The organism is Shouchella rhizosphaerae, assembly GCF_900142675.1.
GTDB lineage: Bacteria > Bacillota > Bacilli > Bacillales > Bacillaceae_D > Shouchella > Shouchella rhizosphaerae.
Map to the genome: position 1 here is coordinate 206,108 of NZ_FRBS01000003.1, position 14,054 is coordinate 220,161.

General features: G+C 45.2%; 13 protein-coding genes. All 13 read right to left on the bottom strand.

What is annotated here, in order from left to right; all coding sequences use genetic code 11:
• Positions 1 to 98 precede the first annotated feature (98 nt).
• A complete protein-coding gene (gene dnaI, locus BUC05_RS10075) occupies positions 99 to 1,028 on the bottom strand; it encodes a primosomal protein DnaI (RefSeq protein WP_011247543.1) in 930 nt (309 codons plus the stop codon).
• Positions 1,016 to 2,458 (bottom strand): replication initiation and membrane attachment family protein, encoded by a 1,443-nt coding sequence (locus BUC05_RS10080; protein WP_035201884.1) that lies wholly within the window; start codon positions 2,456 to 2,458, stop codon positions 1,016 to 1,018. Before BUC05_RS10080 ends, dnaI begins: the two co-directional genes overlap by 13 nt.
• A 59-nt stretch (positions 2,459 to 2,517) precedes the next feature.
• Positions 2,518 to 2,973 carry a transcriptional regulator NrdR gene (gene nrdR / locus BUC05_RS10085; protein ID WP_011247545.1) on the bottom strand — a complete coding sequence of 152 codons (456 nt, stop codon included), beginning with the start codon at positions 2,971 to 2,973 and terminating at the stop codon, positions 2,518 to 2,520.
• Positions 2,974 to 3,067: 94 nt separating this feature from the next.
• Positions 3,068 to 3,469 (bottom strand): hypothetical protein, encoded by a 402-nt coding sequence (locus BUC05_RS10090; protein ID WP_011247546.1) that lies wholly within the window; start codon positions 3,467 to 3,469, stop codon positions 3,068 to 3,070.
• Between the two features lie 113 nt (positions 3,470 to 3,582).
• Positions 3,583 to 3,972, bottom strand: a complete 390-nt coding sequence (gene speD, locus BUC05_RS10095) for an adenosylmethionine decarboxylase (protein WP_011247547.1) — start codon at positions 3,970 to 3,972, stop codon at positions 3,583 to 3,585.
• A 206-nt stretch (positions 3,973 to 4,178) separates the two neighbouring features.
• Positions 4,179 to 5,213, bottom strand: coding sequence for a glyceraldehyde-3-phosphate dehydrogenase (locus tag BUC05_RS10100; protein ID WP_011247548.1), 1,035 nt, complete (start codon positions 5,211 to 5,213; stop codon positions 4,179 to 4,181).
• A gap of 293 nt (positions 5,214 to 5,506) precedes the next feature.
• A complete protein-coding gene (gene coaE, locus BUC05_RS10105) occupies positions 5,507 to 6,100 on the bottom strand; it encodes a dephospho-CoA kinase (RefSeq protein ID WP_011247549.1) in 594 nt (197 codons plus the stop codon).
• A 15-nt stretch (positions 6,101 to 6,115) separates the two neighbouring features.
• Positions 6,116 to 6,739 (bottom strand): sporulation membrane protein YtaF, encoded by a 624-nt coding sequence (ytaF, locus tag BUC05_RS10110; protein WP_011247550.1) that lies wholly within the window; start codon positions 6,737 to 6,739, stop codon positions 6,116 to 6,118.
• 61 nt (positions 6,740 to 6,800) lie between these two features.
• Positions 6,801 to 7,631 (bottom strand): DNA-formamidopyrimidine glycosylase, encoded by an 831-nt coding sequence (gene mutM, locus BUC05_RS10115; protein WP_011247551.1) that lies wholly within the window; start codon positions 7,629 to 7,631, stop codon positions 6,801 to 6,803.
• Between the two features lie 11 nt (positions 7,632 to 7,642).
• Entirely contained in the window at positions 7,643 to 10,276 is a 2,634-nt protein-coding gene (polA, locus tag BUC05_RS10120; RefSeq protein WP_374757915.1) for a DNA polymerase I, read from the bottom strand.
• Between the two features lie 301 nt (positions 10,277 to 10,577).
• Positions 10,578 to 12,350 carry a two-component system histidine kinase PnpS gene (pnpS, locus tag BUC05_RS10125; RefSeq protein WP_035201893.1) on the bottom strand — a complete coding sequence of 591 codons (1,773 nt, stop codon included), beginning with the start codon at positions 12,348 to 12,350 and terminating at the stop codon, positions 10,578 to 10,580.
• Entirely contained in the window at positions 12,343 to 13,065 is a 723-nt protein-coding gene (locus tag BUC05_RS10130) for a response regulator transcription factor (protein WP_035201896.1), read from the bottom strand. The genes pnpS and BUC05_RS10130 overlap by 8 nt, the downstream gene beginning before the upstream one ends.
• A gap of 72 nt (positions 13,066 to 13,137) precedes the next feature.
• A complete protein-coding gene (locus BUC05_RS10135; RefSeq protein WP_011247555.1) occupies positions 13,138 to 13,587 on the bottom strand; it encodes an Lrp/AsnC family transcriptional regulator in 450 nt (149 codons plus the stop codon).
• Positions 13,588 to 14,054 lie beyond the last annotated feature (467 nt).

Sequence of the window (14,054 nt, forward strand, 5' to 3'; positions counted from 1 at the left end):
CGTGAACCCCTATACTTTCCGCAATTCCACTCGCTTGCCAAGCAGCTTCTACCCGCCTGAGCGCTGTTGTCGAAAAATCGACAATATAAAAATCGGCGCTACATACTGCGCCGATTTTGTCCGCCCACTTCTACGAATGTGGTAAAATGTTTGATCCTTTCCATAATCCGTTTTGCTTTTAGCCGTTCGATCCCGCCTTTTTCCGAATAGGCAAGCTGCTCTTCTAACTCATCGTAATCGTAATTCGAAGTAAACAACGTTGGCAGTTTCTCAGCCATTCTGTATTGAAGAATGGGACCTAAAACTTCGTCACGGGTCCAAGCAGTTGTTGTTTCTGCTCCAATGTCATCTAGCATCAGAACAGGGGCTTTTCGGACAGCTTCCAGCTTTTCTTGAAAGGACCCATCGCCAATGGCTTGCTTCATTTCCCTAAAAAAGTCAGGTGTATAAATCAAATAGGATTGGATGTTTTTTGTTTTTAATTCATTTGCGATAGCTCCTAATAAATAGGTCTTTCCTACGCCAAATTTCCCGTATAAGTATAGACCCTTTCCCTTTTCTCCTGGATTGGCTGATAAAGCAAATTCGAGCCCTTCACTTAGCGCATCTGCCCGTTCCTCATTTTGTTCCATATCGTCAAATGTTGCTTTAAGGATATCTTTAGGAATATAAAGCGACTGGATTAGCTGTAGTTTGGCTTGCTCAGCCTCTTGCTCCCGTTTTAGTTGGCATCGGCTATAAGAAATCTCAATGCTGCCTCTCTCTGTATAAAGCGCCGGTTGAAACCCTTTTATCATATTCGGACAATGGTCTAACCCAGGGCAAGTTTGGCAGTTCCCCCGTTCCTTTTTAAACTCGTATAGTTTGCTAAGGGCACGGTCGATCATCGAGCGGGTTACATCAGGATGGTCTTGCAAAAAGGCTTGTACAATCGCGCTATCTAGCAGCTCCTGCCTTTGGCGCTCAATCCGTTTTTGCAGGCGCCCATCCTGGTCAAAAGCTTTCAGCGCCTGTTCTATTGATTCCATTCGCCCTCATCCTTTTTTTCCCTTAGTCGTTTTCGTTCCTCCATTAATGCAGCAATCCGTTTTTTTGACTCTGTTTGACTTGCGCTTGTTTTGGATTCAGTTGCTTCCGCCACACCGCTAGCTTGTTTGCTTTCTTGACTATTTCCCTTTTCTTGCTCAGCCATTAGCCACTTTGGTAGTTTGTCTTGGCGTGCGTTTCGCTTATACGTTTGCCGCAGCGATGCATTGGCCTGTTTTTGTTTGTCTTCCTTCACAAGCCCCATAGCGCCTGGCACCGTTTTTACTTTTTTTCGCTTCCAATGGCCAGCAATTTTTAACATAAAGCCGCGGGAAAGTTTCATATCGTGTTGGAATAGGACGTAATCAATCAGCACGTTCGCCACACCTGGATGCAATTTATAGTCAACGATGAGTTCTTCAATCAAGCGGGCGTCGGCTGGAGAAACCGCTGCTCCTTCTTGGCGCATTTCCAAGAGTGTCATTGGCGGTGTCTGCTCGTAAAATTGGATCGACCGTTCTTCTTCCGTTTGCGGCTCTTTCGTCATCGTTCGCGCTGTCTGCGGCTGTGTTTTTAAGCCAAGCGCAGGCGGTTTTGTGCCATTTTCAAGACGATACCACTCTTTGATCGTTTTACGTAAGTCGTCTTCATCCAACATGTCGCCTCGAGATGCTTGCTCAACTAAATTAGCCATTGTTAACGGCTCAACTTGGTAAACAAAGGCGAGTTTTTTGATCAAGTCGATCAATCGATCAGTCAACACTTCCGGCGGGACAATAAAGCTAGACAACGCTTGCTTCATTAATTCAACGTCAAAATCATCAAAGCGAATGCCATCGCTGTCCTTGCCGATCAGCGCCTCTCCATTTGCCCCTTTCAATGCACCATCTTGTTCGTTCATTAACGCTGGCTGCATTTCTGAATGAGTTAAAGAGGCAAACACATTGGAAAAGGATTCGGTCACTTCTTCAAACTCGCTACTGTCCAGCACGGGCAGAGCAAAGCGTTCCCTTACTGCCCGGTATCCTTGTTTGCCTAGCCTGTTATACAAAAAAACGCTAAGAACATCATCTCGGAAAAAACGGTGCGGTTTCATTGGCGGCTGTAATTCATACATAAAAAAGCGGACGTCATCTGTTTTTTTTCGGTATGTCCTGAGCAAATCTATTGCTTCTAACTTTTTCCGCGCTTCGAGCAGCTTAGGCAAACTCAAGTCAAGGAGGACGCTAAGTTGATGGTGAGTATGGATATCGCCTTGGTACTTCCCTGACGGAAGCTGCGATCTCAAACTATTGTATAGGCCAACAGCTTCAGTGCCAATCAAAGGCTGGTACAAAAGGGTAAGCACATGGTTATCCATGTCTGTGATAACATCGGCCAGCCGCACTGTGTACTGGTCTACAGGAAGAACTTCTTTCCAATGCCAAGGCATGGCCCTTACCCCTTTCGCTAAAAAAGAGCTTAAAACGCTCCATGCGTTTATAGCTCCTTTTAATTTTTATTCATTAACTCTGTCAATTCTTTTATAAATACATTGATGTCTTTAAACTGTCTGTAAACAGAAGCAAAACGAACGTAAGCCACATCGTCAATTTTCGCTAGCCGTTCCATGACGAGTTCGCCCACATCCTGACTCCGTACTTCTTGTTTCCCTTCATTGCGAAGCGTGCGCTCTACGTCCAATACCATTTTTTCAAGCGTTTCAAGGGGAACGGGGCGTTTCTCACAGGCACGCACAAGACCGCGCAGCATTTTATCACTGCTAAATTCCTCACGCATACCGTCTTTTTTAATGATGAGAAGAGGTCGTTCTTCCACTGTCTCATAGGTGGTAAAACGTTGCAAACATTTTTCGCACTCCCGCCTCCGTTTGATCGAGCGGCTTTCATCACTTGGCCTGGAATCGAGCACTCTTGTGCCGTTATGCTGACATTTGGGACAGCGCATTGCAATCATCTCCATCTGTGCCCAAAGGACGTGAATACCAAAATGAGATTGGTTTCTTCTATCATATAAAAAAAGGGCGCCTGTGGCAAGCCTCTTACAGCAGCTCTTGGCCTAGCGCTGAACCGACGTACGTTAATTCCTGGTCAAGTTTCTGGTAAAGAGCTAAAATGAATTTCCGGCTGTAGCCAAAATCGCTTGGAAGCACGGTTTCCGTTGCACAAGAAAAATCAACCGCGGTCCGATACGGTTTTACTGTAATAATGGATGCGACTAACAGTAGTTTTTTCCCTGATTTCGTTTGTGCCACAATTTCCCCTCTGTCATCTTCGCTCCGCTTTATCGTCAATCCTTGTTGTGTCAGCACTTGTTCAATTGTACGCATAGCCTTGTCTTTCGTTGTTTTATAGTAACGTGTTTGCAACTCTTTCACTGGGTGCTCTTCCCCGGTTTCAGTGCGTGTGCTGAAAATACGGTTCATTGTTTCACGAAAACCCATCCTGCTCTCTCCCCCTGTGTAAACGTTGCCTTTATCATACCATAAATCACGAAAGCGCATCCATTTATAGCAAAAAGAAACCGCCAAGCAGTATGCTCGGCGGTTCCCCTAATTTATTTAACAGCACTGTGGCTTAATCGTTTTTCTGGCTTAACCGGTCCCATTCCTCGTGGCAATTCCAGCACTTCGCTTGTTGTTGCATTCAACTCTCTTGCAATAAACTCAGCAGCAACGTTTGGATCTATAACTGGACCACATGTATAAACGTCTATGCTCGCATAGCCATGTTCTGGGAAACTGTGAATCGTTAAATGCGACTCAGAAATGATCACGACTCCGCTCACCCCTTGTGGGGCAAACTTATGAAACGCTACTTCCCTCACTTCTGCTCCAGCTCTTAAAGCTGCATTTACAAATACTTGTTCGATAAATTCCATGTTGTTTAGCTTGTTTGTGTCACAACCCCAAAGCTCAGAAATGACATGACGTCCCATTGTATCCATATGAACTTCCCCCTTTTCGGTAATTCGCCATGCAGCAAAAGCATGCATGTAGGATCGTCTTCGTACAGGGGGGAAAGTTAGTCCTAAGAGGTCCTAACCCATGCTGCAAGAAAAACGAATCCCGTTTTTAAACGAACTCACGGGATTCAGTATACTTGGTTTACACCGCGATTGCAACTGGATTTCTAAACAATTTTACAGCATGCTTACGATGCAGAATGGATTTCTTCTTTTGTCGACATCTGGGCTGCGACATGATTCATTAAATCAACTACTCTGCATGAATAGCCCCATTCATTGTCATACCAAGCAAGGACTTTTGCTTGACGATTGTTTAAAACTGCCGTTGATTGACCGTCCACAACCGCCGATTGTTCCTCACCATTAAAGTCGATTGAAACAAGAGGTTCATCTGTAATTCCTAAGATCCCTTTAAGTGTTCCTTGTGAAGCTTCCCAAAAGGCGTTGTTGATGGCTTCTGCAGTGGTTTCTGTTTTTAAATTCACAACTAAATCAACTAACGAAACATTTGGCGTTGGCACGCGAAGCGCCATTCCTGTTAGTTTGCCGTCCAAATTCGGCAACACTTTTGATAGGGCCTTAGCCGCTCCAGTCGATGTCGGGATGATGGACTGTCCACATGCACGGGCGCGCCGCAAATCTTTATGGGGGTTGTCAATGTTTTTCTGGTCATTCGTATACGAATGCACCGTTGTCATCATCCCTGATTCAATCCCAAATTTTTCGTCGAGGACTTTCGCAACTGGGGCTAGGCAATTGGTTGTACATGAGGCATTCGAGAGAATGTGATCTTCTTGTGGATTGTAGTCGCTTTCATTTACACCGACGACAATCGTTGCATCTTCGCCCTTTGCCGGAGCTGTAATAATCACCTTTTTCGCGCCTGCTTGCAAATGAGCACCGGCCGCTTCTTTTGTTTTAAATTTTCCAGTTGCTTCAATGACAATATCAATCCCTAACGCTTCCCAAGGCAAGCGCCGCGGATCCCGTTCAGCGAGCAATTCAATCTTCTTTCCATTTACGAATAACTGCCCATCTTTCGCATAAACGTCGGCCATAAATGGCCCATGAATGGAATCGTATTTGATTAAATGAGCCAATGTGTCTGCGGGGTAAGAAGCATTGATCGCGGTAATGTCCACTTTCCCTTCTAAAAAAGCTTTTCGGAACACCATTCGACCAATTCGTCCAAACCCGTTGATTGCCATTTTCACATTCATAAAGTCCAGCCCCTTCAGGTTATTATGTTATCCTTTTTACCAATATTATATGAAATAGTATAACATAAATAAACCAAAAACGTGAACCAATTTCAATTTAGGCACAAAAAAGACCGCCTATTCAATGGCGGTCTTAAGTTGTCGACTCTGTCGACAACTGTCCAGACTGAAAGAAAGCGTTTGTCAGACGAGGCGCGAAACCGAGTGAAGATGCGAATAGAAAATGGGTTCATGAGCATATGAACGAGGTGAGCAACGACGTATGCGAGCGCTTGTCTTCAGGCTGTGACCGCCTATTCGTGGGCGGTCTTAGCCAACGCATCGTATACTTGTCGGTAGGTGTTTTCCTTCGTTCCATTATTGTCTATGAGCACGTCGGCCTGTGCTTTTTTGGCGGTTAATGGCATTTGCGCAGCAATTCGTTGTTTCGCCTCTGTTTCAGTTAAGCCATCTCGCTCAATTAAACGCCGAAGCTGAGTTGCTTCGTCTACATACACGAGCCAAACTTGGTTGACCATATGAAACAAGTTGCTTTCGTATAACAAGGGGATGTCGAGCACAACTCGAGTGTAGCCCCTTTGTTCGTATAGATCGGCCTGTTTTTTCATCGATTGCCGTACAGCGGGATGAACAATTTCATTCAACTGCTTCCTTTTTTGTTCGTCACCAAAAATGATCGCCCCTAACTGTTTCCGATCTAACGTGCCGTCGTCCTGGAGAACGTGTTCGCCAAATGTCGCGACGATTTGGGCAAGCGCTGGCTCGCCAGGCTCTACGACCTGACGTGCAAGTTTATCTGCATCAACAACCGGAATGCCCTGTTTCTCCAAATAGGTTGCCACAAGCGATTTTCCGCTGGCAATCCCGCCAGTTAAGCCAATTCTCATAAGTACATGTTCCTCCTACAATTTCATCACGCCGATAATGAGCAGCAAGCAGCCTGGAATGAATGCCATTTTTTGCACCCACTTCAACCGTGCTGTCCGGTAGCCAAACGTCATACCTAGTGTGACAAACAAGGCGCTTAAAATAGCCGTACATGTCGCAAGGCCAAGAGGGGAAAGGCCCATTAACGCAGCGCCAATCCCAGCGCCAAAGGCATCAAGTGATAGGGCGAGGCCAAGTAAAAGGGCTTCCTTTCCAGTCACTGTGCCGGAACGGTCGATGTCGGCGCTTTCTGGTTCCCGTAAAATATGGATAACAAACCCGAATAAGCGAATCGTAAAATCCATTTTCGTCTGTTTAACACGCGGCTTCCGCTCTTTTTTCGGCCGATATGCTGCATAAACAGTCCAACAGCCAAGGCCTATTAAAATGATCGCTCCGAGCAATTCAGCCACGTCAGGCGACAACCACATCGATAAGGCAGAACCAACTGACATAGCGATTAAAATAGAGATACCTGAACAAGCTGCAATAAATAAAAGCGATATGAGTGGTATTTTGATACGACGAGTGCCGTAGGCAAACCCGACACCAAAACTATCAAGGCTAACTGCCGCGGCCAACATAACCAATGTTGCCAATAGAAGCCCCTCCTGTCTAATGTTCGTTGCCATTAGTATATGGAGAGGACTTTGTCATTGTTCACGGCCGTGGTTGGCAATTGGGGCAATAGTGAGTTCCGCGCCCGCCAACGACTGTCTTTTCAATCGCTGTGTCGCAATGATGGCACGGTTGTTGTTTACGGCCATAAACGTGGAGCTGTTGTTGGAACATGCCGATTTCCCCTTGGCCGTTTACATACGATTTTATCGAGCTGCCCCCTGCCTCAATCGCTTCTTTAAGCGTTCTTTTAATTTCCTTATGAAGGTTGTGATATTCTTCCTTTGACAGTGATGAAGCCGTCCGTTCAGGATGGATACCTGCATGAAAGAGCGCTTCATCGACATAAATATTGCCGAGCCCCACGACTGTTTTCTGGTCAAGCAATGCTGTTTTAATCGCTCTTGTTGTTTTTGCATAAGCTTGTTCCAGCAATTCGACCGTAAACTGTTCGGAAAAAGGTTCAACGCCTAGCTGGGCAAGAGGCATGGCAACGTGTTCGGCCCCTTTAGCAAACAAATGCATCGTACCGAATTTGCGCACATCCGCATAACGTAATTCAGACCCATCTGTAAACGAAAAGACGACATGCGTATGCTTCGTTTTTTCATCCGTTGGTTGATACAAACCATAGCGCCCTTCCATCCGCAAATGGGAGACAAGTACATAGTCGTTGAGCACAAACAGCAAAAATTTGCCTCTGCGCCCGATGTCTTCGATCGTTTGTCCCTTTAATAGCTGTATAAAACGTTCTACATCATCTGGTTCTTTAATCATTTTCGGCCAGCCGACGTCCACGTCCGCAATGGTCTTGTTCTTAACCAACTGCAAAAGTGTTCGGCGTACCGTTTCTACTTCCGGTAATTCTGGCATTTCTCTTCTCCTTATTTCGCGTCAAACCATGAATTTCCGCTAGAGACATCCACTTGTAAAGGCACATCAAGCTCAAGTGCCTGTTCCATTACTTCTGTGACAAGCTCTTGTAACGGTTCCACATCGTCAGGCGCCACTTCAAAAATGAGTTCGTCATGGACTTGGAGCAACATGTTTGCTTTAAGCCCTGTTTCTTCTAACGCTTCACTCATTTTCACCATCGCCCGTTTAATAATGTCAGCTGCGGTCCCTTGGATGGGTGTGTTCATCGCTGTCCGTTCTGCAAAACTGCGCTGATTGAAATTGCGGCTTTTCAGTTCAGGCAAATAACGCCTTCTCGCAAGCAGTGTTTGGACATACCCCTTCTCCTTTGCTTCTTTCACCACATTCTCCATATAAGCTTTCACTTGTGGATAACTTGCTAAATAGCGGTCGATAAAGTCTTTCGCTTCTTTTCTCGTAATTCCTAGGCTTTGTGAGAGCCCATAATCGCTTATGCCGTAGACAATCCCAAAATTGACGGCCTTCGCGCTCCTTCTCATCAAATCAGTAACTTCCTCACGTTTTACATGGAAAACATCCATTGCCGTTTTTGTATGGATGTCCATCCCCGTTAAAAACGCTTCCTTCATCCGTTCATCGCCAGAAATATGGGCGAGGACACGGAGCTCAATTTGCGAGTAATCAGCCGCAACTATTTTCCAGCCTTCCTTCGAGGCAACGAATGCTTTGCGGATTTTTCTTCCTTCCTCTAAACGGATAGGGATGTTTTGCAAATTCGGGTCTGTCGACGAAAGGCGTCCTGTTTGCGTTAAAGCTTGGTTAAAACGGGTATGGACTTTCCCTGTTTCCGAATCGATCACTTTAAGCAACCCTTCGATGTATGTTGAATAGAGCTTGCCAAGTTGCCGGTAAAGAAGAAGGTGTTCAATAATTGGATGTGTGCCTGCAAGTTTTTCCAATACATCAGCACTAGTGGAATAGCCTGTTTTTGTTTTTTTCACAGGCGGCAACCCTAGTTTTTCAAACAGGATAACGCCAAGCTGTTTCGGTGAATTAATATTGAATGGTTCTCCAGCTTCTTTATGAATCGCCTTTTCTAGAGTGTTCAAGCGATCCGATAAATCTTTGCCCATTTCCTCAAGTTGTTCTCGGTCGACACGGACACCTTCTTTTTCCATACGGCCAAGTACAACAGACAATGGCATTTCTAACTTCTTGAGCAATTCAAGCTGCTCATTTTGCGCCAGTTCATCTTCCAATGTGCTTTTTAACGTAAACATGGCATTCGCTTTACGGCAAAGATGTTCGGCTAGGGCGGCCTCTTCTGGAAGAGAGCGCTTGGCGCCTTTGCCGTATACAGCTTCATCTTCAGCCACGCCACCTGTCCCTTTACGGGTAGCAATGTCGCTAATTTCGTGGGATGACAGCGATGGATCGAGCAAATAGGAAGCCATTTGCAAGTCAAAATCAACGCCGTTTAATTCAACCCCATGCCAGGCTAAAGCGACGACAGCGCGCTTTGCGTCAAACAGCCATTTCTTTTTTTCTTGCGAACGGGCAAATGCCCTAAACGCGTCTGACTTCACTGCTTTCTCAGTCGGGAAATAAAAGCAGCCCTTCTCGTTCGCCACCGCCATACCGGCAATTTCGGCTTGATGGTAGTTTTCCGCTAACACTTCGACGACTAACGCTGACGGGCTGGAAAAATGTTCAGGCAACGGTTCTTCAACGATATCAAAATCCAGTTCCGTCAATTGCTGTGGTGCACTTTCTTCATCGCCGTTGCCGTCAATGCGGCCAAGCAACGAATGAAAAGACAGCTCTTTAAACGCTTCTTTAACTTGTTTATACTCATATCCGCCATACTCGAACGAATCAAGCGTTTCGGCAAGTGGCACGTCAAGGGCAATTGTGGCGAGTTTTTTGCTTAGGAGGGCTTGGTCTTTATTCTCTTGAAGACGTTCTTTCAGCTTCTTCCCAGAGATCGCATCAATCGAATCAAGCACCGTTTCTACGTCGCGGAATTCGGCAAGCAATTTTAGTGCCGTTTTCTCACCTACGCCGGGAACACCTGGAATGTTATCAGACGAATCGCCCATTAACCCTTTTAAATCAATAATTTGTCTCGGTTCAAGCCCGTAGCGTTCAGCCACTTTTTCACGATTATAGCGATCCACTTCAGAAATGCCTTTTTTCGTCAGCACGACTTCAACACGGTCATCAACCAATTGAAGCAAATCTTTATCACCTGTAATGACAACAACGTCAAAGCCTTCTTTTGCTGCATTCGTTGCCGCCGTGCCGATAATGTCGTCTGCTTCGTATTCGTCTACTTCATAACGCTTAATCGAAAACGCATCGAGCACTTGGTGAATCATTGGAATTTGCCCAGATAGCTCTGATGGCGTTTTCTGCCTCGTGCCTTTATAAGCCGCATAAGTCTGATGGCGGAACGTCGATTTCCCTGCATCAAAGGCGACAAGCATATGGCTCGGTTTTTCGTCTTCGAGAACCTTCAACAACATGGTCGTAAAGCCGTAGACAGCATTTGTATATTCGCCTTTTTCATTATTTAAAAGCGGCAATGCAAAAAATGCACGGTAAGCAATGCTGTTGCCGTCAATAAGCACTAATTTTTTCAAGCAGGAGAGCCCCTTTCTCGATCTATACATGTATTCTTATTGTACCATAGTCACTGGAAAAGAAAAAAGCATATGCGAACGAACGTACGCAGGAAGGCAGGAAGAATGGCTGATGAATCGAGGCTAGTTGCTACAAGAGAAAGCAGTATACGTGTTTAGTCAACCAAAAAGAAGGCAAGAGTTTCACTCTTGCCTTTAAAAAGGGCTGATCGGAAGAGGGATACCGATCTCATTACTGACCGTTCTCCCTTAGTGTAAGCGCGCGCCATTAAGCCTTGATGAACATTGTGTAAAGATTTTGTTAAAGTGTGCTTGGCTGTTTTTTTGGGAACGTCAAGGAAAACTCGGTTCCTTTGCCCTCTTCGCTCTGCACTTCTATTTTTGCATGGTGTGCTTCGGCCAAATGCTTGACGATTGCAAGGCCTAATCCCGTCCCTCCCGAATTGCGGCTTCTCGCCCGGTCAACTCGGTAAAAACGTTCAAAAATGCGCAATGTTTCTTTTGGGTCGATGCCAATTCCTGTATCTTGCACTTTTAGAACAACAGCGTCCTTTTGTTCTTTGAGTGCGACCGTTACATGGCCGCCTGATGGCGTATAGGCGATCGCATTGGAAACTAGGTTCAACACAACTTGCTTCAACCGTTGCCGATCCCCTTCAATCACGGAGCTGCCTTGTTCTTGTATATGCAAGTGCATGCCTTTTTCTTCAGCTTTGCCCCGCACTAGTTCAAACACATCTTCCGTGATGTCTTTCAATGACATATCTTCCAAATCGAGCTTAAACTGGGCATTCTCAATTTTCGACAGCTCCAACAAATCGACGATTAGCATTTGTAGCCTGTCGCTTTCTTTCCATATGATCTCTGTAAACTGTTTCGAAAGCACGGGATCGTTGATCGCCCCATCAAGGAGCGTTTCTGCAAAACCTTTAATCGATGTAACGGGCGTTTTCAACTCATGAGAAACGTTGGCAACAAAGTCTTTGCGAACTTGCTCTAGCTTTTTTTGTTCGGTAATGTCGTGCATGACAAGCGTCACACCTCTGAGCCTGCCCGAATCCGCCATTACCGGCGCGCCGTATACATCATAGACGCGAGTTGAAAAATGCTTCGTCCATTCGATTAGGCTGCGCTGTTTCTTCTCTGTCATATAAACCAATTGCACAAACTGGATAAGAGGTTGGCTCGGAAATACATGGTAGTACGGTTTTGAAAGCCAATCACTGCTATCGACTTCAAACACTTGCTCTGTCGTTTGGTTCAACAGCACCACATCGCCACGAACATTCATAAACAAGAGCGCACTTCCCATATGGTCAATTAGAGCAGCCATTCGGTCTTGCTGTGCCTGGTGGCGTCTCGATAATTGCTCCAAATTATACGCAAGCGCATTAATGGAACGGCCTAACAGCCCAAGTTCTTTATGGTGATCTTCATAAGTCCTAGTCTGATAATCGCCCTCGGCTAGGCGAATAGCCGCTTTTGTCGCTTGGTCAATCGGATGGATAATTTGTTTGGTGATGCGTGTAATTAAAAACAAAATGAAAATGAATGCTCCTAAAAAGCTGACGCCAATAACCGTCCATACCGTCCGATTCATATGGTTCAACGGCTCTACAGACACACCGACGCGGACATAGCCGAACATTTCCCTGCCTTCTTCTAAAGGAAGTGCGTAATAAAGCAATTCTTCACCAATGGTTTCACTAAAGCGCAGTTCCAATTCATCATCGAGGCGAGCACGCTGGATTTCTGGGCGATCAAGATGGTTTTCCATTTCTTTTGGATCAGCCCATGAATCGCCAATGACGTTCCCTTCAGCATCAATGATCGTTAGCCGTGCTTCAATTTCAGTCCCAATTTCTTCTGCAATTTGTTGGGCTTGCGTGCTATTTGGATAGCCATCGCGCATGACTGCCCAAACCGCTAGTGCTGCTTCATTTTTAACACGCTCTGAAACAAAGTCAACATAGCGCTCGTTTGACCAGGAACCAAGCGTTAATCCTAATACTAGGAGAACAAGCGTGATAACGAGCATAATGCTGAAAATAAAACGGTTGCGGAGTTTATTCATTCTTTGCTGGTTCCTCTAGCTTATAGCCAAGGCCACGAATCGTTTTAATATAGACTGGTTTTTTAGAATTAGGCTCAATCTTGTCGCGGAGGTGGCTAATATGCACGTCCACAATTCGTGTATCGCCAACAAATTCATAGTTCCATACAGCGTTCAGAAGCTGATCTCGTGTAAGCACCCGCCCTTTATGGTCTGCCAAATAAACAAGCAGTTCAAATTCTTTTGGCGTTAATGTAAGCAGTTCTTTTTTCACATAAACTTCGTAGTTTTGCGGGTAAATCGTCAAATCGGCAATTTGAATGCTTTTGCCTTTTCCTTGTTCATTCTTCGCTACGGCTCCGCCTGTTTGTTCAATTCGACGAAGGATTGCCCGCACCCGCGCGGTCACTTCCCTTGGGGAGAACGGCTTTGTCATGTAATCGTCAGCCCCAAGTTCTAAGCCAAGAACTTTATCGAACTCATCATCTTTGGCGGTAAGCATGAGAATCGGCACAAAAATTTGTTCTTGTCTTAGCTGCCGACATACATCCATGCCGTCCATGCCAGGGAGCATGAGGTCCAGGATAATGAGGTCAAAATCTGCTTCTTTTGCTCGGTCAAAACCTGCTTGGCCATCCAATTTGGTTTCGACTTCAAAGCCCGCTTGCTCTAAATTGTATTTCAAGAGCGTCGAGATGGACGGTTCGTCATCAACTACGAGTATCCGCTTTGCCATAGGTGCTTCCTACACTCCTAACTTTTTGATTTGAACGGTCTCTCTCTTTATAATGCTAGTATAGCAAACTTTTTACTCATATCCCTCTTCATCAGGCAAAATAATCCGATAGGGCACTGGGGAATTTAATACAGTAGACGTATTAATCGTTCCATACGGAATAAGGCGGTCAATTAATTTCCTCATGCTGCCTACATCTGATACAGCCGCTTTAATAAAGTAGCTCACTTCACCTGTTACCCGGTGGCATTCAATAATGTCATGCTCCTGTCGCACCATTTCTTCAAATTCCGCAACAGGCACTTTTAAACCACTGACTTGGATCAGCAACAGTATATCTTTGCCAATTTTTTTCAGTGAGACGCGTGTGGTGAAATGTTCAATAATGCCTTTCTCTTGAAGCCGCAGCAGCCTTTCCGACATACTAGGACGGCTTAGCGCCAATTCTTTTGATAATTCACTGATTGTCATTCGCGCATTCTCCTGCAACAATTTCAGAATATCGCGATCCATTTTATCCATTTCAGTCACCTTTTTCAAATTGAATCAAAATGAATAGTAAACACTTCATTCATTAAACCATAAATCACAACATCCTTCTAGTTGATAAGCAAAACTCTTTAAATGTCTTCTTCAATAATAGCCCGATTGAAGATGAGGGGATGGCAACGATGCAAGACGTGAAAAAGAGCAGCCCACATAAATAAGCATGCTCGAGAACCACTTTTATGAGTGTTGGGTAACATGGCGTGGCTATAGCCTATAGCCGACGTACGGATCGCCACGGATACAAGCTGATTATGAATGGGCATGCTCGATGATAAGTGTCCATGCAAAGCAGGCTGTACGGGAAATGAAAGTCCATTGCCACATCGATTACACCCAATCAAACCCACACGGGTCTGCCAAATAACAACATCGCTTGAAAAACAATCGATCAAGAAAATGGGAGTAGAGTTTATGTCAAATCTCTACTCCCATTGTTCAAT

Bases quoted from the DNA above. Each gene is read 5' to 3' on its own strand.
- dnaI (WP_011247543.1), bottom strand. From the start codon at position 1,028: ATGGAATCAATAGAACAGGCGCTGAAAGCTTTTGACCAGGATGGGCGC.
- BUC05_RS10080 (WP_035201884.1), bottom strand. From the start codon at position 2,458: ATGCCTTGGCATTGGAAAGAAGTTCTTCCTGTAGACCAGTACACAGTG.
- nrdR (WP_011247545.1), bottom strand. From the start codon at position 2,973: ATGCGCTGTCCCAAATGTCAGCATAACGGCACAAGAGTGCTCGATTCC.
- BUC05_RS10090 (WP_011247546.1), bottom strand. From the start codon at position 3,469: ATGGGTTTTCGTGAAACAATGAACCGTATTTTCAGCACACGCACTGAA.
- speD (WP_011247547.1), bottom strand. From the start codon at position 3,972: ATGGATACAATGGGACGTCATGTCATTTCTGAGCTTTGGGGTTGTGAC.
- BUC05_RS10100 (WP_011247548.1), bottom strand. From the start codon at position 5,213: ATGAATGTGAAAATGGCAATCAACGGGTTTGGACGAATTGGTCGAATG.
- coaE (WP_011247549.1), bottom strand. From the start codon at position 6,100: ATGAGAATTGGCTTAACTGGCGGGATTGCCAGCGGAAAATCGCTTGTG.
- mutM (WP_011247551.1), bottom strand. From the start codon at position 7,631: ATGCCAGAATTACCGGAAGTAGAAACGGTACGCCGAACACTTTTGCAG.
- pnpS (WP_035201893.1), bottom strand. From the start codon at position 12,350: ATGAATAAACTCCGCAACCGTTTTATTTTCAGCATTATGCTCGTTATC.
- BUC05_RS10130 (WP_035201896.1), bottom strand. From the start codon at position 13,065: ATGGCAAAGCGGATACTCGTAGTTGATGACGAACCGTCCATCTCGACG.
- BUC05_RS10135 (WP_011247555.1), bottom strand. From the start codon at position 13,587: ATGGATAAAATGGATCGCGATATTCTGAAATTGTTGCAGGAGAATGCG.